Genomic DNA, 19151 nt, shown 5'->3' on the forward strand with positions numbered 1-19151 from the left:
CGACGAGCGGGGGCGGCCGATCCGGCCGCCCCCGCCCCTGTTCGTGTCGCCGATCAGAGGGTCAGCACGACGGTGGAGATGCTCCGCGCGCCGACGTTCACCGTGACCTGGTTGCCGTTCACGCCCACCGGCTGGCTCGCCGCGCTGGCGTTCTGCGACGTGGCCACGTACTCCGCCCGGCCGACGTTCTGCGGCGCCTGGATGATCGCGTTGTTCACCGCGCTGGTGGACCGGTTGAGGATCACCAGCGTGACCTTCCCGTCGCCGGAGTAGGCGGTCACCTCCAGCGGCGACGCCTTCGAGCTCTTGGTCAGGGCGACCCGCTGGTAGCCGGGTCGGACGTACTTGGCGTACTGCGCGAACGCGTACCCCCGCTTGAGCGGCGCGCCCGCGACCGTGCCGTACGCGGACTCGCCGTCACCGATGAACGAGTAGTAGCGCTTGCCGTACCACCAGACGTACGCGCTCCAGTTCGACTCCATCGACTTGTGCACGGTACGCATGATGTCGTCGAGCGTCTCGTTCCAGACCGTGGCGTTGGCCGGGTTGCCCCAGATGTTGGAGCCGCCGCCGTCGGCCTCGTGCAGGTTCCACTCGGTCATCCACACCGGCTTGTTGTGCTGCTGCGCCAGCGTGTACGGCTTCAGCCGGCCGGACGCCTCGGTGCCGTACAGGTGACCGCCGATGTAGCCGATGTTGTTGCGGGCCGCCGCGTCGTTGAGCGTCGGGTCGGTGTAGCCGTAGTTCAGGTTCACCGCCTCGGCGACCATCAGCTTGGTGTTCTGCACCTTGGCGCCCTGCTCCCGGACGAAGGTCTGCAGCTCGGTGCCGCTCCAGTCCATCGAGTCGTAGTCCGGGTGCCAGTCCGGCTCGTTCTGCACGGACGTGACGTCGATCGTCACGCCCTGGTTGCGCATGTACTGGACGTAGCTGTTGAGGTGGTTGGCGTAGTCGTCGTAGTACTCGGGCCTCAGCTTGCCGCCGTTGATCCGGCTGTTGTTCGTCTTCCAGGCCGCCGGCGCCGTCCACGGCGACGCCATGATCTTCACGTTCGACCCGTACGACCTGGCCGTCTTCAGCGCGCTCACCTGCGTCGCCCACTCGCTGGACACCGGCGAGAGCCCGGTGCGCACGATGGACAGACCGAGCTGGTTGGGGCCGAGGCCGACCAGCGTCTGCGTCTCGGCCGTCGACCAGGCGCCGCCCCAGATCGACACCGCGGCCCCGAACCCGTCGACCGTCTGGTAGGTCGTGCCGGTGTTCACCGTGATGTCCGCCGGCCCGCCCGGCGGCGGCGTGGACGGCGACGACGTCGGCGTCGGCGACGGCGGGGGTGAGCTGGTCGGTGACGTGGTCGGGGTGGTGGTGCCGGTGCAGGTGACGCCGTTGAGGGTGAAGGTGGTGGGGGTGGGGTTGCTGCTGGTCCAGGCGCCGTTGAAGCCGAACGAGGTGGTGCCGTTGGTGGGGATGGAGCCGTTGTAGGCGACGTTGCGGGCGGTGACGGCGGCGCCGTTCTGGGTGACGGTGGCGTTCCAGGCCTGGGTGACGGTCTGGCCGGCGGCGTAGGACCAGGTGAGCGTCCAGCTCGACACGGGGTCGCCGAGGTTGGTGACGGTGACGTTGGCGCCGAAGCCGCCCTGCCACTGCGAGGAGACGGCGTAGGTCACGGAACAGCCGGCGGCGGCCGCCCCGGCCGGCATCGCCACCGCCGCGGCGGCGGACGCCAGCAGGACGGTCCCGGCCGTGACCACTGCGGTACGGGGTGCGCTGAGTCTTCTCATCGGATCTCTCCCGAACCGTCAGCGCTGCAGGGTGAGCAGGCCGGGGCGGTAGGGCAGGAGGCCGTAGTCGCCGCCGGAGTTGGTGGCGCGGCCCTGGTAGAGCAGTTGCAGGTTGCAGGGGTCGACGGTGAAGGTCTGGTCGGCGCTGGTGCGGATCAGCTCGCCGTGGCTGATGTCGTTGGTCCAGGTGGCGCCGCTGTTGGCCTTGCCGGCGAACGGGTTGCTCTCGGTCGCCGCCTGCGGGGTCCAGGAGCCGTTGAGGCTGGTCGCGGTGAAGGAGCGGAAGTAGCGGCCCTGCGCCCCGATCGCCTCGACGATCATGAGGTAGCGGGTCTGGCCCTGCAGTTTGTAGACCTGGACGGCTTCGAAGAGGTTGTTCGTCGAGTCGCTCATGATCGTGGTGTAGGTCGAGCCGAAGCTGCCGGGGAAGTTCCCGATCGGCATGCTGGCCCGGTAGATCTTGCCGTTGTCACCGGCGAAGAACAGGTACATGTTCTGGCCGTCGGCGATCAGCGTCTGGTCGATCGGGCCGGTGCCGGAGCCGGAGATGCTGCCGGTGAACAGCGGCTGCGCCGACGACCAGCCGTTGGGGTTGGTCGGGTCGGTCGAGGTCTTGTAGGAGAACGCGGTCGGACCCCACTGGTAGGCCAGGACCCAGATGTTGCGCGGAGCGAAGTAGAACAACGTCGGCGCGACGGTGCCCTGCGACATGGCGTTCTGACTCGCCGAGGCCATCTCCGACCAGTTGCTGAACAACCCGAAGTTCATCGACCCCCACGACGACCCGTAGTCGTGCGTCGTCGCGTACACCAGATGCCGACCGTTGTACGGAGCGACCGTAAAGTCCTTCAACGACACCCAACCCGAGCGCGGGTTCGCCAACGGACCGGTCGAACTCCAGCGGTAGCTCGACGGCAGGTTGCACGTGCCGGGTGGCGTCGTCGTCGGCGTGGGTGTCGGCGTCGGCGAGGCGGTCGGCGAGGTGGTGGGTGATGTGGTCGGGGTGGTGGTGCCGCCGGTGCAGGTGACGCCGTTGAGGGCGAAGCTGGTGGGGGTGGGGTTGCTGCTGGTCCAGGCGCCGTTGAAGCCGAACGAGGTGGTGCCGTTGGTGGGGATGGAGCCGTTGTAGCTGACGTTGCGGGCGGTGACGGCGGCGCCGTTCTGGGTGACGGTGGCGTTCCAGGCCTGGGTGACGGTCTGGCCGGCGCCGTAGGACCAGGTGAGCGTCCAGCTCGACACGGGGTCGCCGAGGTTGGTGATGGTGACGTTGGCGCCGAAGCCGCCCTGCCACTGGGACGGGACGGTGTAGGCCACGGAGCAGCCGGCGGCTGCCGCGCCGGCCGGCAGTGCCACGGCGATTCCCGTGGACGCGAGCAGCACGGCGCCGGCTGACGCCACTGCGGCATTGACCGTTCTGGATCGGGGCATGATGGACCCTCCTGTGGTGGTGGCGGCTCCACGCATTCGTCGGGGTAATTGTGTTGTGAGCGTTAACAGCCGCGTTCGCCCATGCTACGGGAGCGCTCCCATCGGCTCAATGGGTGAACGTCGATGACATGACGTTGATCGATGCGTGCGGTCAGGAGGTGGCGCAGGGGGTGGTGTCGACCGCGCAGCTCTCCGGGCCGTCGTGCAGAGGGTCGGGATCGCGGACGTCGAAGCGGATGGTGGTCGAACCGCCGGCCGGCAGCGCGTCGCCGGTGAACGTGACCACGGCACCGTCCTGCGCCGCCTCGGCGCCGCTGACCGAGCCCACCGTGGCGCCGTCGCCGAGCGTCACGGTCACCGTCCACTCCGGCCGGGACGTCGGCCCGGGATTGGCCAGCACCACCTCGCCCCGGTAACCGAAGACCCGGTCGTTGACCGTTTCGTACGTCGCGGTCAGCGGGATCACGGCCGGTGGCGTGGGGCTCGTCGTACGGCTGGGGGAGCGCGACGCGGACGGCGACGGTGAGGGACTCCGGCGGCTGGCGCTCGGCGTGGGTCGGGCGCTCGTGGGGCGCGCGGAGGCGGCGGTGGGGGAGGGCATGACCAGCGGCGGCGCCGACACCGCAGGCGCGGCCGGCGCGGGAGGCGTGGGCCACACCGCCCACAGCACCGCCCCGGCGGCGCCGGCGAGCACCGTCACCACGCCGGCGGCCACCAGCGTGCGACGTCGCCGGGACCGGCCCGACGCCTCGCCCAGCAGCCGGACCACCGGCAGCTCGGCGGTCAGCCCGCCCTCGGCCCGGCGCAGGTCGACCTCCTGGAACGCGAGCCAGTCGAGGATCGCCGGCAGACGCCCGGTCAGCGCCTGCTCGTGCTGCTCGGCGCGGGCGTCGGCGTCCCAGTCGCCCTCCTCCAGCACCTCGCGCACGGAGAGGCGGGTGCCGTGCGCGGTGGCGGTCAGGTCGCAGGCCAGGCGGGTGGCCCGGTCGGCCTCCCGGCAGCGGACCACCAGCCGTTCCGGGGTCCGCAGCTCGACCACCTCCACCTCGGTGTCGGCGTCGTAACCGGGCAGCGCCGCGGTCGCCAGCACCCAGCGGTCGGCCTGCGGGGTGCTCTCGACGAACCACTTGGCCAGCAGCGCCCGTTCCGTCAGCGCCCGCCAGATCCGGGCGGGCGGGTGGAACAGGTCGACCTCGGTGGCGATCTCGATCACGCGGAGACTCTAGGGCCTGAGTCAAGAACGTGTCAGGTCACTCCGACCTGCCGTCGTGCCAGCGCGCCCGCCAGGCGGCCTCGCTCTCCTCCGCGCTGATCTTCTCCTGGTGGACCGTGCGCCGCAGCGCGGCCCGGGCGTCGGCGAACACCACCAGTTCGACCGCGACCAGGGCCACGCAGATCACGGTGAGCAGACCCAGCGCCCCCAGTGCCGGCAGGTGCCGACCGAAGGGCAGCGCGACCGCGAGCGCGGCCAGCGCGCCGACCCGGGTCCAGGACAGGGTCCGCAGCGTGCGCCACTGGAACGCCATGTTCGCGGCGAAGTAGATCATCACCCCGCCGAAGAGCAGCGGCACCGCCGGCCCGTGACCCCGCTCCATGCTGCCGCCCACCGGGTCGGTGACGGTCCGCACCAGCTCCTCGGCGCCGATCGCGAACAGGATCACCCCGGCGATCATGGGGAGGTAGAGGTAGGCGTACGCGTCGCGGGCCATCGCCACCCGGGGGTGGCCCTGCGCCGCGTGCAACGCGATCCGGGCGGCCGGCCCGATCATGTCGAAATGCGCCCACCAGAGCGCCGCGACGAACAGGATCCCGAAGATCGCCGCCGGGATGGCCGGCCAGGTCACCGCCTTGCCGAGCAGGTTGCCGCCGACACCGACCGAGATGACCGACTCACCCAGCGCGATGATCAGGATCAGGTCGTACCGCTCGGTCCAGTGCTCGGCGGAGGTGATCTTCCAGCCGTCGGTGCCGGCCAGCAGGCCGCTGCTGTACTGGATGACCACGACCGCGATCCAGAGTCCGTCGCGCAGCCACGGCCCGACGTCCGGGTCGACCCGCGGCGGCAGCAGCGCGGCCACCAGCAGCAGGGAGGTCGAGAGCAGCACCTCCGGCGCGAACACCCACACCTTGCGCCGCGCCGGTGGGTCGCCCCGGGTGGCGTACCAGTAGAGCGCCGTGTGCACGATCCGGATCACCACGTAGCTGACCGTCACCAGCATCGGGCCGGCGCTGCCCTGGCCCAGGTCGCCGAAGGTCTGCGGCAGCGCCAGCGCGAACGTGAACAACGCGACCATGCCGATCACCATGAGGATCGGCACGAAGCCCTCGCCCAGACGCAGCCGGGCGGCGACCGCGCTGTGCACCACCCAGCACCACCAGAGCACGGCGAGCACCAGCAGCGCGTGCAGCAGTTCCCGCACGGTCACGTTCGCGGCGGTGGCGCGCGTGATGATGAAGAAGGACACGACGAAGACGAGGTCGAAGAAGATCTCGAACTTGTCCACCCGGGTGGCCGGGGCGACGCGGGCCGCGGGCCCGAGCCCCTTGCGCCACCGGTCGCCGCCACCCACCGGCCGAGTGTGTCAGCGCAGCTCAGGCGGCGTGCCGGAATCGCCGGGCATTCCCTCGTCAGCCGCCGGGGCCGGCTCTGGGGCGTGGCTCAGCCGGTCGCCGGGGTGGCGTGACCGAGAACGGTGCGCAGCACGGCGCGCAGCGGTTCGTCCGGGTGCTCGAGCCAGTGTTGGGCGGCGACGCGGAGCGTGGCCAGGAACGTGGCGCCCAGGACCCGGGCCCGCAGCGGCACGTCCGGGCCGGTGAGCCGGCGGGCGATCTCCGTGGACAGCTCCCGCTCGATCGCCGCGTACGCGCCGACCTGGTGGGCGACCAGGCTCGGATGCCCGTGCAGCAGCCGTCGGCGGCTCAGCCACGGCTCGGCCGGATCGTCGTAGCCCTCGTCCGCCTGGGCCAGGGCGGCCTCGGTCAGCGCCCGCCAGGGCGGCAGGTCGGTCGGCTGCCGCGCGACCAGTTCGAGCAGCCGGCGCAGTCGCAGCGTGTCGCCGTGGAAGAGCGCCTCCTCCTTGCCGGAGAAGTAGTTGGAGAACGTGCGCCGGGAGACGTTGGCCGCGTCGGCGATGGCCTCGACCGTGACCCGGTCCGGGCCGTGCTCGACGGCCAGGCGCAGGGCCGCCTCGTGCAGCGCCAGGCGGGTCGCCGCCTTCTTGCGCTCGCGCAGCCCGGTGCACTCGTCCATGGCGGCCAGCGTACGTGATCCTTTTCTCAATGGGCAAAGTTGCCTGTTGGGCAAGATCTGTTGATGATTGCTTGAGGCAACGAAGCGGCCCCCCGAATCGACACACCTGGAGGACGCGCGATGAGCGCACCCACCGCGACGGCCGAGGCCGCGCCCATGAGCCGGCGGCAGACGCTGGAGGCACTCAGCGGGCTGCTGCTGGTGCTCTTCGTGGCCATGCTGAGCAGCACCGTGGTCTCCACCGCCCTGCCGAAGATCATCGGAGCGCTCAACGGCTCGCAGACCCAGTACACCTGGGTGGTCACCGCCACCCTGCTCACCGCCACCGCGACCACCCCGATCTGGGGCAAGCTCGCCGACCTGTTCAACAAGAAGCTGCTGATCCAGGTCGCCATCGTGGTCTTCCTGGCCGGCTCGGTCGCCGCCGGCTTCGCGCAGAGCGCCGGGCAGCTCATCGCCGCCCGCGCCTTCCAGGGCATCGGCGTCGGCGGACTTCAGGCGCTGGTCCAGGTCGCCATCGCGGCGATGATCCCGCCGCGCGAGCGGGGCCGCTACAACGGCTACCTCGGTGGCGTGATGGCGCTCGCCACGGTCGGCGGGCCGCTGCTCGGCGGCCTCATCGTCGACACCTCCTGGCTCGGCTGGCGCTGGTGCTTCTTCGTCGGCGTGCCGGTCGCGATCATCGCGCTGTTCCTGCTCCAGGTCACCCTGAACCTGCCCACCGTGCGCCGCCGGAACGTGAAGATCGACTACCTGGGCGCCACCCTCATCGCGGCCGGGGTCAGCGTGCTGCTGATCTGGATCTCCTTCGTCGACGACTCGTTCGCCTGGCTCTCCTGGCAGACCGGCGCCATGGTCGGCGGAGCGGCGCTGCTGCTCGCGCTGGCCGTGTGGGTGGAGTCGCGGGCCGCCGAGCCGGTGGTGCCGCTGCACATCGTCCGCGAGCGCACCACCGCCCTGGCCATCCTCGGCAGCCTCGCGGTCGGCATGGCGATGTTCGGCGGCGCGGTCTTCCTCGGTCAGTACTTCCAGATCGGCCGCGGCTACAGCCCGACCGAGGCCGGCCTGCTCACCATCCCGATGATGGCCGGCGTGCTGATCTCCTCGATCGTGGCCGGACGGATGATCACCACGTCCGGTCGGATCAAGCCGTACATCGTCTTCGGCTCGATCGTGCTGGTCGCCGGCTTCGCGCTGCTCGGCACCGTCGACCACGAGACCTCGCTGGTCCTGGTCGGGGTCGCCATGTTCGTCGTCGGCGTCGGCGTCGGCATGACCATGCAGAACCTGGTGCTCGCGGTGCAGAACACCGTCGCGCTCTCCGACATCGGCGCGGCCAGCGCCAGCGTCGCCTTCTTCCGCTCGCTCGGCGGCACCATCGGCGTGTCGGTGCTCGGCGCGGTGCTGGCCCGGCGGGTCAGCGACCGGATCACCCACGACCTCGCCGCCGCCGGCATCCCCACCACCGGCGGAGGCGGCGGCAGCACGCTCAACCTCGACGCGCTGCCCGAGCCGGTACGGCAGATCGTCCGGGCCGCCTACGGGGACGCGACCGGGCACATCTTCCTCATCTCGGCCGCCATCGCGGTCGTCGGCGTCGTGGCGGCGCTGTTGCTGCGCCCGGTTACCCTTCGCTCCAGCCTCGACCTGCCGGACACCGGCCGCACGGTGGCGGTGGGCGCGGACGCGGTCGACGGTGCGCCCGCCTTCGACGAGGTGAGCATCGAGCCGGGCGGCCGGGAGGAACGCGCCCGTCGCTGAGCCCGTAGCCCAGGGCCGTCGCCGACCCCGGCGGCGGCCCTGGCCCGTGCCGCAGGGCACCGAAGGAGGAGCAGTGGACGTCCCGTCGACCGCGCCCGCGCGGGCCGCCGCCCTGCGTCGGGCGGCCCGCGAGCTGACGCTGGTCGCCGTGCTCTTCCTCGCCTACAAGGCGGGCCGGCAGCTGGTGGCCGGGCACGCCGCCGCCGCGCGGGCCAACGGCGAGCGGATCTGGTGGCTGGAGCGACTGTTGCACCTGCCCGACGAGGCCGTCGTGCAGGCGCCGCTGCTGCTGCACGAGCTGCCGGTCCGGCTGGCCAACTCCTACTACGCCTACGTGCACTTTCCGGCCACGGTGCTCTGCCTGCTCTGGCTCTACCTACGCCGGCCGGCCCACTACCTGCGACTGCGGCGGGCCCTCGCGGCGCTGACCGCCGCGGCGCTGGTGCTGCACGTCTGCGTGCCGCTCGCGCCGCCGCGGCTGACCACGCTCACCGGCCTGGTGGACACCGGCCGCCGGTTCGGCCCGACCGTCTACGGGCCACCCGACACCGACCAGCTCAGCAACCAGTACGCGGCCATGCCGTCGCTGCACGTGGGCTGGTCCCTGGCGGTCGCGCTGGCGCTGGTGGCGGTCACCGCCGGGCGGTGGCGCTGGCTCTGGCTGGCCCACCCGCTGATCACCGCGCTCGTGGTCGTCGGCACCGGCAACCACTACTGGCTGGACGGGGTGGTCGCGGTGGCCCTGCTCGCGCTGATCCTGGCCGTGCTGCCCCGGCCCGCCGCGACGCCCCCGCCACCGGCCCCGCCCGCCGGCCCGTCGCGCCCGCACGTGGTCCCACCGCCGCGCCGCCCCGGCCGTCGCCGGAACACGAAGGTCCCGGCGACGGCCGACGTGCGGCTGCGGCCACCCGGTCGGATCTGACCGCGTCTCAGCGGACGGCGCAGACCGTCCCGTTGAGGCGGAACGCGCCCGGCGGCACGTTCGGCCCGCCGTACGCGCCGACGAACCCGACGCTGGTGCTCCCGCCGTCGGCGGCGAGCCGGCGGTTGTCGGCGGTGGAGGTCACCCGGACGTCCCGCCCGGTCTGCGTCCAGGTGCCGTTCCAGCCGCTGCTGACCTGCTGCCAGCCGGTGGGCCAGGTCCAGGTGAGCGTCCAGCCGTCGACGACGTCCGGACCGGTGTTGACCACCTCGACGGTCGCCACGTAGCCGTTGCCCCAGTCGGTGTCGGAATGGAAGCGGACCGCGCAGGCGCTCGCCGCCGGGCTGCCGGTGGCGAAGGTGAGCGGCGGCGAGGACCACGACACCCGGCCCGCGGTGTCCCGGGCCAGGACGTTGACCGTGTAGCGGGCGCCCGGCTCGAGGTTGCCCACGCTCAGCGAGGTGCCGGCGGTCTCGCCGAGCTGTTCGCTGACCGCGCCCCGCTGCCGGTACACCTCGTACTTGGCGATCGGCGCCGCGCCGGGCGTCGCCGCCGGCCACGAGATCGTCGCCGCGCGGTCGCTCACCGCGCCCGCCGTCGGCCGCCCCGGGGCGCCGGGCCGCCCGGCGGAGCCTGAGGCCGGTCGCAGCACGAGCGTGGTCAGCGAGTACGGCGGCAGCGTGCGAGCGCCCGCACTGCCCGAGCGGCCGGTGCTCACCCCGGTCGCGCCGTTGGTCAGCGTGTGCACGGTGGGCGCCTCGTCCGCCGGGGTGAAACCGGCGTAGTCCACCGCCACCGGGTACGCGGTGTCCGGGTCCTTGTTGACCAGCAGGACCGCGAGGCTGCCGTCCGGCCGGCGCACCGCGTGCGCGGTGACCAGCGGCTGGTCGGTGCCGGCGCGGACGAACTGGTCGCCCGCCCGGGCGAACAGGTTCATCATCGACAGCGCGTGGTACGGCGCGAACGGGGTGTTGAACGGTGGCTCGCACACCTCGCCGTCGGCGGTGCAGCCGCCGCTGGAGAGCAGCCCGAAGTCGCCGTAGTCGGTCTGCCCGGCCACCTCGGAGACGCTGCCGATGCCGTTGTGCACGTTCCACCACTGCACCGTGAACACGCCCTGCTCCAGCAGGCCGCTGTAGGCGTCGGCCAGGAACAGCGCGCCCGGCGCGGTGGTGCGGCCGGTGTCGACGTTCAGCTCGGTGAAGCTGATCCCGATCCGGTCCGCGCCGGGGCCCGCGTACCGGGCGATCTGCTGGCGCAACAGCCAGGCGGCGTCCGGCAGCTGGTCGGTCCGGGCCAGCGACTCGGCGGCGGTGCCGCCGGGGTACCAGTGCACGTCGACGAAATCGATCTTCGGGCCGGCGATCGAGAGCACGGTCTGGTTCCACGGCCCCGGGTCGGCGCCGGCGGTGATCCCGTCCGGCCAGTTGCCCGGCATGGTCAGCACCGCGCCGACCTTGATGCTCGGGTCGACCGCCTTCATCGCGTCGGCGTACTCGACCACCAGTCGGGCGTACTGGGTGGCGCTCTTGTCCGGGTGGTCGTCGGCCTCCCAGGCCGATCCGTAGTGGCCGTTGCCGTAGTTCTCGTTGCCGACGGTCCAGAACTTGGCGCCGTAACCCTTGGTGACGTTGGCGTACCGCACCCACGCGGCCGCCTCCGCCGGCGTGCCGGTGCCGTAGTTCGCGATGATCATCGGCTGGGCGCCGACGCGCCGGGCCGCCGCCATGAACGTGTCGAAGTCGGTGTCCGGCGCGACGTAGCCGCCGGGCGCGGTGTGGTTCTCCCAGTGGTAGATGTCGGCGTACGAGCCGCCGGGGTAGCGCAGCATCTTCACGCCGGCGGCCTTCAGCAGGTCGGACGTCTCGGCGCTGCCCAGCTGGGAGTCCCAGATGGCGTGGTTGACGCCGAGCGCGGTGTCCGGCACGGTGGCCAGCCCGGCGCGGGCGTTGACGGTCACCGCGACCGGGTCGGCGGCGGCGCCGGCGGCCGGCGGGTCGACGGTGACCAGCGCGGTGGTGACGAGCAGCAGACCGGCCGCGTACGCGGTCCAGCGGCGCACGCGCGGCAGGATTCTCCTCATGCGGGTGTCCTTCGTGGGGATCGGACGGCGGGTGGATGCCCGGATCGGTGGTGCCGTCCTCCCGGGGCCTGACGGCGCCCGGATGCCCAGGAACGGTGATCGGCTCCGCGCGGTGAGCCATCGACGTATCAGGCTTCCACGGGCCGCGTGGAGCGCTCAAGCCGTCAGGGCTTAATTTATAGACAGGAGTCTTTACTGTTAACAAGGTTTAATTTATGTTCGTGGCACCTTCCCTTCCCCCCGAAGGAGTTGCCACCATGCGTCGAAGACTCACTCTTCCGCTGCTCACCACCGGTGCGGTGACCGCGACCCTGGCCGTCGCCGCGCCGGCCCAGGCCCACGGCTACGTCTCCTCGCCGCCCAGCCGGCAGGCGCTGTGCGCGCAGAACCGGGTGCCCGACTGCGGCCAGATCAGGTACGAGCCGCAGAGCGTCGAGGGCCCCAAGGGGCTGAAGACCTGCCACGCCGGCATCGCCCAGTTCGCGGTGCTCAACGACGACAGCCGCAACTGGCCGGCCACCTCGGTCGGCAGCACGGCGACGTTCACCTGGGTCAACACCGCCCGGCACTCCACCGCCAACTGGGAGTACTGGATCGGCAGCACCCGGGTCGCGGTGGTCGACGGCGGCGGTCGCCAGCCCGACGCCACCGTGTCGCACACGGTGAACCTGGGCGGCTTCACCGGCCGGCAGAAGCTGCTCGCGGTCTGGAACATCGCCGACACCGCCAACGCGTTCTACTCCTGCGTCGACCTGCAGATCGGCGGCGGTGGCGGCAACCCGACGCCCACCCCGTCGCCGTCGCCGACGCCGTCACCGACCCGGACCGCCACGCCGTCGCCCACGCCCACCCCGACCGGCTCGCCGGTGCCGGGCGGCACCTGGACCGCCGGCCGGGCCTACCAGGTCGGCGACACGGTGACCTACGACGGCCGCGGCTACCGCTGCCGCCAGGCGCACACCGCCATCGCCGGATGGGAGCCGCCGAACGTGCCGGCGCTCTGGCAGCAGATCTGACCACCGCCGCAGCGCCGGACCGCACGGCCGAGCCGGACCGCGCCTCCGCGTCGCGCCGGACCGCTCCGGCGCGCCGGGCCGGACCGCTCCGGCATGCCGGGTCGGGCGGCTCTGGCGTGCCGGGAGGCGCGGTCCGGCGCGCGGCCGGACGTCGCGTGCCAGACCGGCGTCGGCCGGTCGGCCGGTCCCGCCCGGTCGGCCGGCGCGCCCGGATCAGGGGTCCGCGCATCACCACCCGACCCGACCGGAGGACCGACATGCGCCGCCCGTTCGCCGCCGCCCTGCTGGCCGTCCTGCTCGCCGCCGGCTGCGGAGGCTCGTCGCCGGCACCCGCCACGCCCCGGCCCACGCCGGCCGTCGACGACACGACCAGCGGCGTCGACGCGCTCTTCCTCGCCATGATGGTGGCGCACACCGCGCAGACGCTGGAGATCGTCGACGTCGGGCTCGACCGGGTCACCGACACCGAGGTCCGTACCCTGATCTCCGCCGTCCGGGCCACCGAGGCCGACGAGCTGGCCACCATGCGCGGCTGGCTGCGCGAGGCCGGCCCGTCCGCGGCGGCCGCCGCCGCGCGCCACGACCACACCGGACACAGCGACGCCGCCGCCGGCCTCGCCCGGCTGCGGGCCGCCCCGGCCGCCGACGCGGACCGGGTGCTGCTCGACGTGCTCGCCGCGCACCAGCGCACCGCCGCCGCCCTGGCCCGCGCCCAGGTCGCCGCCGGCACCAGCGCTCGGGTACGCGACCTCGCCGCCCGCATCGACCGCTCCCGCACCGCCGAGGTGGCCCTCATGGCGACCCTGCGCGCGGCACCCCGGCGCTGATCTTGTCGATCTTGGACTTGGGGCACCTCGGATGTCGGTGATGCGCCCTTTGTCAACGACCAAAAGTCCAAGATCGACGGGCCGGTCCGGGCCGGGGTCGGGGCCGGCTGGGCCGGGTGGGGGCGGGTGGTGGCATGACGTTCGTCACGGGGGTGGTGGGCGGGGGTGCGGGCGGGAGCGGTTGAGGGAGTGGCGAAACGGGGCGGATCGGGGTCTTTCTCTCGGGGGAAGCGGCTCGGCGGGGGCCGGTGCCGGGTGCGGCGGGCGGGGGCGGTGGGTGGGGGAGTTCCCCTCTGGGCAAAACCGGCCGCGCGATGTCGCAGGCCGTGACTAGGCTTTCGCCGGACCTTGGCCCGCCGCACGCCCCGCGCGCGGCGCCGCCACCCCTCGGACCGGACCGGAACCAGGAGACTGTCTGTGACCCAGCAACCCGTCGCGACATCGAACAAACTCGACGCCGCGGTGCTCAAGGTGGCCGGCGTCGTCGTGCTCGGCGCGATCATGTCGATCCTCGACGTGACCGTCGTCAGCGTGGCCATCCCGACGTTCCAGAGCGAGTTCGACGCCTCGTACGCGCGGGTGGCGTGGACCATGACCGGCTACACGCTGGCGCTCGCCACGGTGATCCCGCTCAGCGGCTGGGCCGCCGACCGCTTCGGCACCAAACGCCTCTACATGGTGGCGCTGGCGCTGTTCACCATCGGCTCCGGGCTCTGTGCCACGGCCGACTCGATCGGCGAGCTGATCGCCTGGCGCGTGGTCCAGGGCCTCGGCGGCGGCATGCTCATGCCGCTGGGCATGACGATCATGACCCGGGCCGCCGGCCCGCACCGCATCGGCCGGCTGATGGCCGTGCTGGGCATCCCGATGCTGCTCGGCCCGATCGGCGGCCCGATCCTCGGCGGCTGGCTGATCGACACCGCGAGCTGGCACTGGATCTTCCTGATCAACCTGCCGATCGGCGTCGTCGCGCTGATCTACGCCCAGCTGGCCCTGCCGAAGGACGCCCCCGAGCCGTCGGAGTCCTTCGACTTCCTCGGCATGCTGATGCTCTCGCCGGGTCTGGCGCTGTTCCTCTACGGCGTCTCCTCGCTGCCCGAGGCCGGCACGGTCACCGACACCGAGGTCTGGCTGCCCATGCTGGTCGGCGCCGCGCTCGTGGTCTCCTTCGTGCTCTACTCGTTCCGCCCGCGGCACCCGCTGCTCGACCTGCGGCTGTTCCGCAACCGCAACCTCACCCTCGCGGCGGTGACGCTGTTCGTCTTCATCATCGCGTTCATGGGCGCGGGCCTGCTGTTCCCGAGCTACTTCCTGCAGATCCGCGGCGAGTCGACGCTGACCGCCGGCCTGCTGATGGCGCCGCAGGGCATCGGCGCGATGCTGACCATGCCGATCGCCGGCATGCTCGCCGACCGGGTCCCGGTCGGCCGGACGGTGCCGTTCGCGCTGGTGCTCATCGCGGCCGGGTTCTTCACCTTCACCCAGCTCGGCACCGACACGTCCTACCTGCTGCTCTGCGGCTCGCTGTTCGTGATGGGCCTGGGCATGGGCGGCACCATGATGCCGATCATGACGTCGGCGCTGAAGACCCTGAGCGCCGCCGAGGTGGCCCGCGGCTCGACGCTGGTGAACATCCTCCAGCAGATCGGCGGGTCGGTGGGCGCGGCGGTGATGTCGGTGATCCTCACCAGCGAGCTGAACGGCTCGCGGGTCATCCCCGGCGTGACCGACCCGGGCACCGGCGCCCCGGTCACCGAGGCGCAGCTCGCCATCGGCGTGCAGCAGCAGCCCGAGCTGGCCCAGCAGCTCCCGGTGCCGCCGTCGCTGATCGAGCGCGGCCTCGACTTCGCGGCCAACTCGTTCGCGACCACGTTCTGGGTCGCCTTCGCCCTGGTGCTGCTCACCTTCGTCCCGGCCGCGTTCCTGCCCCGCCGCCGCGAGCCGTCGCACCTGCTCGACGGCGAGGCGGGCGAGGAGCAGCCGCGCACCCCGGTGCCGATCCACTGATCCGCACGCACCCCCGTCCCTCCGGGGCCGGACGCCTCGGCGTCCGGCCCCGGAGGCGTCTACGGAGCTCGACCCCCGGATCCGGCACCGGCCGACCCGGCAGCGCCTAGGCTCGACGGGGGAGCGGCGGAGTCGGGGGGAGAGGCGGGCACGGTGGACGCGGACGGCGGCGATCGGTCGGCGCGGCGGCGCAACCGGCTGCTGCTCGCCGGCCTGCTGGCCGTGGTCGGGCTGATCCTGCTGCTGCTCGGCCTCACCGTCGCCAACGGCACGGTCGCCGGCGTCGAGGTGGTGCTCGCGCTCCTGCTCCTGCTCACCAGCTACGCGATCCAGCGGGTGGCCCGCCGGGAGACCGTCTACCACGACGATCGGCGGCGGTGACCGGCCCGGTGACCCGGCCGGGCTAGGCTGACCGGCGTGGATCAGGAAGACCGGATCGCGCTGTTCCTCGACTACGAGAACCTGGCGCTGGGCGTACGCGACCATCACGGCGGCAGGCCGTTCGACTTCCGTCCCATCGCCGACGCGCTGGCCGAGCGCGGCCGGGTGGTGGTGCGGCGGGCGTACGCGGACTGGTCGTACTTCGACGAGGACCGGCGGATGCTCACCCGGTCGCACGTCGAGCTGATCGAGATCCCGCAGCGGATGGGCGCCTCCCGGAAGAACGCCGCCGACATCAAGATGGCCGTGGACGCGGTCGAGCTGGCCTTCGAGCGCGGCTACATCTCCACGTTCGTGATCTGCACCGGGGACAGCGACTTCACTCCGCTCGTGCACAAGCTGCGCGAACTCAACAAGCGGGTGATCGGGGTCGGGGTCGAGAAGTCGACCTCCGCGCTGCTGCCACCGGCCTGCGACGAGTTTCTCTACTACGACCGGCTGGAGGGGGTCGACGTACCGCCCTCCGCCGGCCGGCGGACGCGGCCGGGCCGTGCCGCGGGCCCGGAGCCGACGACGCCGGCCGGGCCGGTGGCCGAGCCGCCGCTGGACGCCGCGCCCACCGCCGAGGAGACCCCGCGGGACGTCGACACGCTCGCCGTCCTGCTCGTGCAGACCGTGGCCGGCATGCAGGGCAGCGCCGGCGGCGAGGTCACCGCGTCCGGGCTCAAGCGGGCCCTGCTGCGCAAGGACCCGACGTTCAGCGAGTCCGACTACGGGTTCCGCACCTTCGGCGAACTGCTGCGGCACCTGGCCGGGCACAACGTGGTGGAGCTGGCCCCCGGGCCGGCCAAGGGCGACCCGGAGGTGTCGCTGCCCGAGCGGGGCGACCGGGAGGTGGAGTTCGCGCTGCTCCGGTCGGTGGTGGTCGACCTCGCCGGTGAGGGTGGCGCGGTGGCCCTGTCCGGCCTGAAGGACCAGCTGCGGCGGGCCCGACCGGACTTCAGCGAGAAGAAGCTCGGTTACCGCAGCTTCCTGCAGTTCTGCAAGGCCGCCGCGACCGCCGGCGCGGTGGAGCTGCGGTGGAGCCCCGACGACGGCGACTACCTGCTCACCCCGCACGCGCCCTGACCACCGCCCCGGGCCCGCCGGCACCGACGCGAGCCGGACGCCACCACCTCGGCGGCGTGGGGCCGGTCATGCCGGGGGCGCCGCCGTCGTCGGACTCGGGACCGAGGTCGCGCTCGGGCTCGGCTCCCCGGGCGGGCTCGGGCTGCCGGTCGGGGACGGCTCGCTGGTCGGGCTCGTGCCCGGGCTCGGTTCCGCGGGGGCCGTCGGCGGGTTCGGCGATGCGCTGACCGGTGGGTCGTCGGTGCCGGCCAGCGGCACGGCGGGGACCCGGGCGGCGGGTGAGGTGGGTGGCGCCGAGGCGCGATCCGGGCGCGGGACGACAGGGGACGGCCGGGGCCGGCGGGACACCGACACCGGTGGCTCTGGCGGAGGCACGTCCGGCCGGGCCGTGACGTCGGGCCGGGGCGCGACGGTGGCCTCGGGAGCGGACGCGGCGCCCGCCGTCGGACGCGTCGACTCGGCGGTGGCGGGCCAGGTGCCGGCCGAGGTGGCGCCGAGCAGGACGGCGGCCGCCGCGACCCCGGCCGCGACCAGCCGTTGCGGACGCGTCCGCTCGACCGGCGCGTCCGCCGGACCGAGCGGACGGGGTGGCCGTGGTCGCGCGGCCCGGTGGGCGGCCGCCAGTGCCTCGACGTCGGCGACGACGGCCTCCCGCCCCCCGGTCGCGTCGGCGTGGGCGAGGGTGAGGTAGAACCGGGCGTTCGGCGCGCCGGCCGCCGGCATCCGCAGCCCGGACGGCGTACCGCCGTCGGCGTGGTGCAGCAGGGTGACCGGACGGTCCGGGTGGTGCCCGGGTCCACGCAGGTCCGGTAGGGACCAGTCGCGCCGGGCCTCCCGCCCGATGAAGGCCACCCGGCGGTCGGTCACCACGGCGGCGCCACTGTCGACCACCCGCAGCCCGGCCGGCAGAGGCCCCTCGGTCGGATCCAGCCGCCCGGCCAGCCCCGGATCGGGCACCGGCAGCCCGGGCAGGTGCCGGGCGGTGGCCTCGACCAGCTCGACGGCGGGCAGGATGCGGTAGACGACCTCGCCGTCGTGCAGCGGCACCGGCAGCGCCGTGCCGGGCAGGGCGCACCCGTGGAATCCGTCCGCCTCGATCCGCAACCGGTCGAGGTGCTCCGCGCGGCGCCGCCAGGCGCGCGCCGCCGTCTCGTACGCCCTGCGCCGGCGCTCGTTCTCGCGCCGCGCCCAGGCCAACCGGCGCCCCAGGTGGGGCCCGACCGCTCCGGGTTGTCTCGCCGTCACGCCCGGTACAACGCGTGCCGCTGAGCTGCGGATACGTGAGCGTGGCTATCGTCCGCTTTGGTAGCGGTATGCCCTTGCTTAGAATCGGGCCATGCCCCGGATCCTCCAGCTGCTGGCCTCGCCGGTGCACCGGTACGTGGGCCGGCCCGCGGACGGGCCCGCCCCGGCGCCGCCCGGGGAACTGGTCGAGCAGGTGCGGATCCGGTCCGGCCTGGGCGTCGTCGGCGACCGCTACTTCGGCCGGCCCGCGCACCGCACCGCGAGCGTCACGCTGATCGCGCAGGAGTCGCTGCCGGCCGGCGCCGACCTCACCCAGCTCCGGCGCAACGTGCTGACCAGCGGCATCGCGGTGGACGAGCTGGTCGGCCGGGTGCTGACCCTGGACTCCGGCGACGGCCCGGTCAGCCTGCGGGTGCACCGGGCCGCCCCGCCGTGCGCCTGGCTCGACGTGGTGGTCGCACCCGGCACCTGGACGGCGATGCGTCGACGCGGAGGCGTCCGGTGCGAGCCGCTCACCGACGGCGTGCTGCGGGTCGGGCCGGTGACGGTCTCCGTCGACTGACGGCCCGGCGGGAACTTTCCCCGCCCGCCGGCCGACCAACAGCGGGGTCACCGATCGTCCGGTCGGCGGCGAGGTGGCAGGAAGGGCGCCAGGGATGAACCGAGCCGGGCCGGCATCCGTACCGTCGGGCATGACCACCTCGGGCCGGCGGGCCGGCCGCGGATGAGCCCGGACACCGACGACGAGCAGGTCACCCGCTGGGCGCACCGCGCGGGCCGGGGGGACCAGCAGGCCGCCGCCGCGTTCGTCCGGGCGTTGCAGGGCCCGGTGTGGCGGTTCCTCGCCCACCTCGCCGGTCCGGCCGAGGCCGACGACCTCGCCCAGGAGACGTTCCTGCGCGCGCTGCGCAGCCTGCCCGGCTTCGCCGGCCGCTCCTCCGCCCGCACCTGGGTCTTCACCATCGCGCGCCGGGTCGCCGTGGACCACGTGCGGGCCGCGACCGTACGCCCCCGGGTGGCGGCGCTGCCGGACTGGCAGGCCGCCGCCGAGGCGGCCGGTGCGGTCACCGCGGGCGGGGACGACGGTGTCGCGCTGCGCGGGCTCATCGCCGGGCTCGCCCCGGAACGGCGCGAGGCGTTCGTCGCCACCCAGGTGCTCGGCCTGTCCTACGCCGAGGCCGCCGAGGTGTGCGGTTGCCCGGTCGGCACCATCCGGTCCCGGGTCGCCCGCGCCCGCGAGGACCTGGTCGCCGCCTGGGCCGGCGACGCCCGTGACCGCCGCGCCCGCTGACCGGGCCGGCTCACCAGGAGGCGGGCGGCCG

At 73.4% G+C, this 19151-nt stretch carries 16 protein-coding genes; 9 read left to right on the forward strand and 7 right to left on the reverse strand.

Going from position 1 to position 19151, the window contains the following annotated elements; all coding sequences use genetic code 11:
* Positions 1-53: 53 nt before the first annotated feature.
* The 5 genes from ACN27B_RS23840 to ACN27B_RS23860 all read right to left on the reverse strand — a co-directional run bounded on the left by ACN27B_RS23840 (position 54) and on the right by ACN27B_RS23860 (position 6459).
* Positions 54-1781: a cellulose binding domain-containing protein gene (locus tag ACN27B_RS23840; protein WP_422741556.1), complete on the reverse strand. Its 1728-nt coding sequence runs from the start codon at positions 1779-1781 to the stop codon at positions 54-56.
* A gap of 18 nt (positions 1782-1799) precedes the next feature.
* Positions 1800-3209 (reverse strand): non-reducing end alpha-L-arabinofuranosidase family hydrolase, encoded by a 1410-nt coding sequence (locus tag ACN27B_RS23845; RefSeq protein WP_422741557.1) that lies wholly within the window; start codon positions 3207-3209, stop codon positions 1800-1802.
* 151 nt (positions 3210-3360) lie between these two features.
* On the reverse strand, positions 3361-4422 hold the full coding sequence (locus tag ACN27B_RS23850) for an SRPBCC domain-containing protein (protein WP_422741558.1): 1062 nt from the start codon (positions 4420-4422) through the stop codon (positions 3361-3363).
* A 37-nt stretch (positions 4423-4459) separates the two neighbouring features.
* Positions 4460-5779 (reverse strand): low temperature requirement protein A, encoded by a 1320-nt coding sequence (locus ACN27B_RS23855; protein WP_099161171.1) that lies wholly within the window; start codon positions 5777-5779, stop codon positions 4460-4462.
* Positions 5780-5868: 89 nt separating this feature from the next.
* Positions 5869-6459 carry a TetR/AcrR family transcriptional regulator gene (locus tag ACN27B_RS23860; protein WP_099161170.1) on the reverse strand — a complete coding sequence of 197 codons (591 nt, stop codon included), beginning with the start codon at positions 6457-6459 and terminating at the stop codon, positions 5869-5871.
* Between the two features lie 120 nt (positions 6460-6579).
* On the opposite strand from ACN27B_RS23860, the gene ACN27B_RS23865 reads away from it, so the two are divergent.
* Positions 6580-8220, forward strand: coding sequence for an MDR family MFS transporter (locus tag ACN27B_RS23865; protein ID WP_091575005.1), 1641 nt, complete (start codon positions 6580-6582; stop codon positions 8218-8220).
* A gap of 73 nt (positions 8221-8293) precedes the next feature.
* The gene (locus tag ACN27B_RS23870) at positions 8294-9142 is read left to right on the forward strand and encodes a phosphatase PAP2 family protein (protein ID WP_099161168.1); all 849 of its coding nucleotides are present in this window, start codon (positions 8294-8296) and stop codon (positions 9140-9142) included.
* 7 nt (positions 9143-9149) lie between these two features.
* Here ACN27B_RS23870 and ACN27B_RS23875 read toward each other — a convergent pair whose 3' ends face one another.
* Positions 9150-11225, reverse strand: a complete 2076-nt coding sequence (locus ACN27B_RS23875) for a cellulose binding domain-containing protein (RefSeq protein WP_422741559.1) — start codon at positions 11223-11225, stop codon at positions 9150-9152.
* Between the two features lie 257 nt (positions 11226-11482).
* Here ACN27B_RS23875 and ACN27B_RS23880 point away from each other — a divergent pair, with 257 nt between their 5' ends.
* The 5 genes from ACN27B_RS23880 (at position 11483) to ACN27B_RS23900 (ending at position 16584) form a co-directional block, all read left to right on the forward strand.
* Entirely contained in the window at positions 11483-12241 is a 759-nt protein-coding gene (locus tag ACN27B_RS23880; protein WP_422741560.1) for a lytic polysaccharide monooxygenase, read from the forward strand.
* A 257-nt stretch (positions 12242-12498) separates the two neighbouring features.
* Positions 12499-13068, forward strand: a complete 570-nt coding sequence (locus ACN27B_RS23885; protein WP_422741561.1) for a DUF305 domain-containing protein — start codon at positions 12499-12501, stop codon at positions 13066-13068.
* A gap of 417 nt (positions 13069-13485) precedes the next feature.
* Complete coding sequence (locus ACN27B_RS23890; RefSeq protein WP_099161164.1) at positions 13486-15075, forward strand: DHA2 family efflux MFS transporter permease subunit; 1590 nt, start codon at positions 13486-13488, stop codon at positions 15073-15075.
* Between the two features lie 153 nt (positions 15076-15228).
* Entirely contained in the window at positions 15229-15456 is a 228-nt protein-coding gene (locus ACN27B_RS23895; protein ID WP_098745000.1) for a hypothetical protein, read from the forward strand.
* 36 nt (positions 15457-15492) lie between these two features.
* On the forward strand, positions 15493-16584 hold the full coding sequence (locus ACN27B_RS23900) for a PIN domain-containing protein (protein ID WP_099161163.1): 1092 nt from the start codon (positions 15493-15495) through the stop codon (positions 16582-16584).
* Positions 16585-16650: 66 nt separating this feature from the next.
* Here ACN27B_RS23900 and ACN27B_RS23905 read toward each other — a convergent pair whose 3' ends face one another.
* A complete protein-coding gene (locus ACN27B_RS23905) occupies positions 16651-17829 on the reverse strand; it encodes a hypothetical protein (RefSeq protein ID WP_422741562.1) in 1179 nt (392 codons plus the stop codon).
* A gap of 91 nt (positions 17830-17920) precedes the next feature.
* Here ACN27B_RS23905 and ACN27B_RS23910 point away from each other — a divergent pair, with 91 nt between their 5' ends.
* Entirely contained in the window at positions 17921-18391 is a 471-nt protein-coding gene (locus ACN27B_RS23910) for a molybdenum cofactor biosysynthesis protein (protein WP_099161161.1), read from the forward strand.
* A 162-nt stretch (positions 18392-18553) separates the two neighbouring features.
* Positions 18554-19120, forward strand: coding sequence for a sigma-70 family RNA polymerase sigma factor (locus ACN27B_RS23915; RefSeq protein WP_091574970.1), 567 nt, complete (start codon positions 18554-18556; stop codon positions 19118-19120).
* Positions 19121-19151 lie beyond the last annotated feature (31 nt).

Origin of the sequence: Micromonospora sp. WMMD754 (genome assembly GCF_049315235.1) — a bacterium.
Taxonomy (GTDB): domain Bacteria; phylum Actinomycetota; class Actinomycetes; order Mycobacteriales; family Micromonosporaceae; genus Micromonospora; species Micromonospora sediminicola.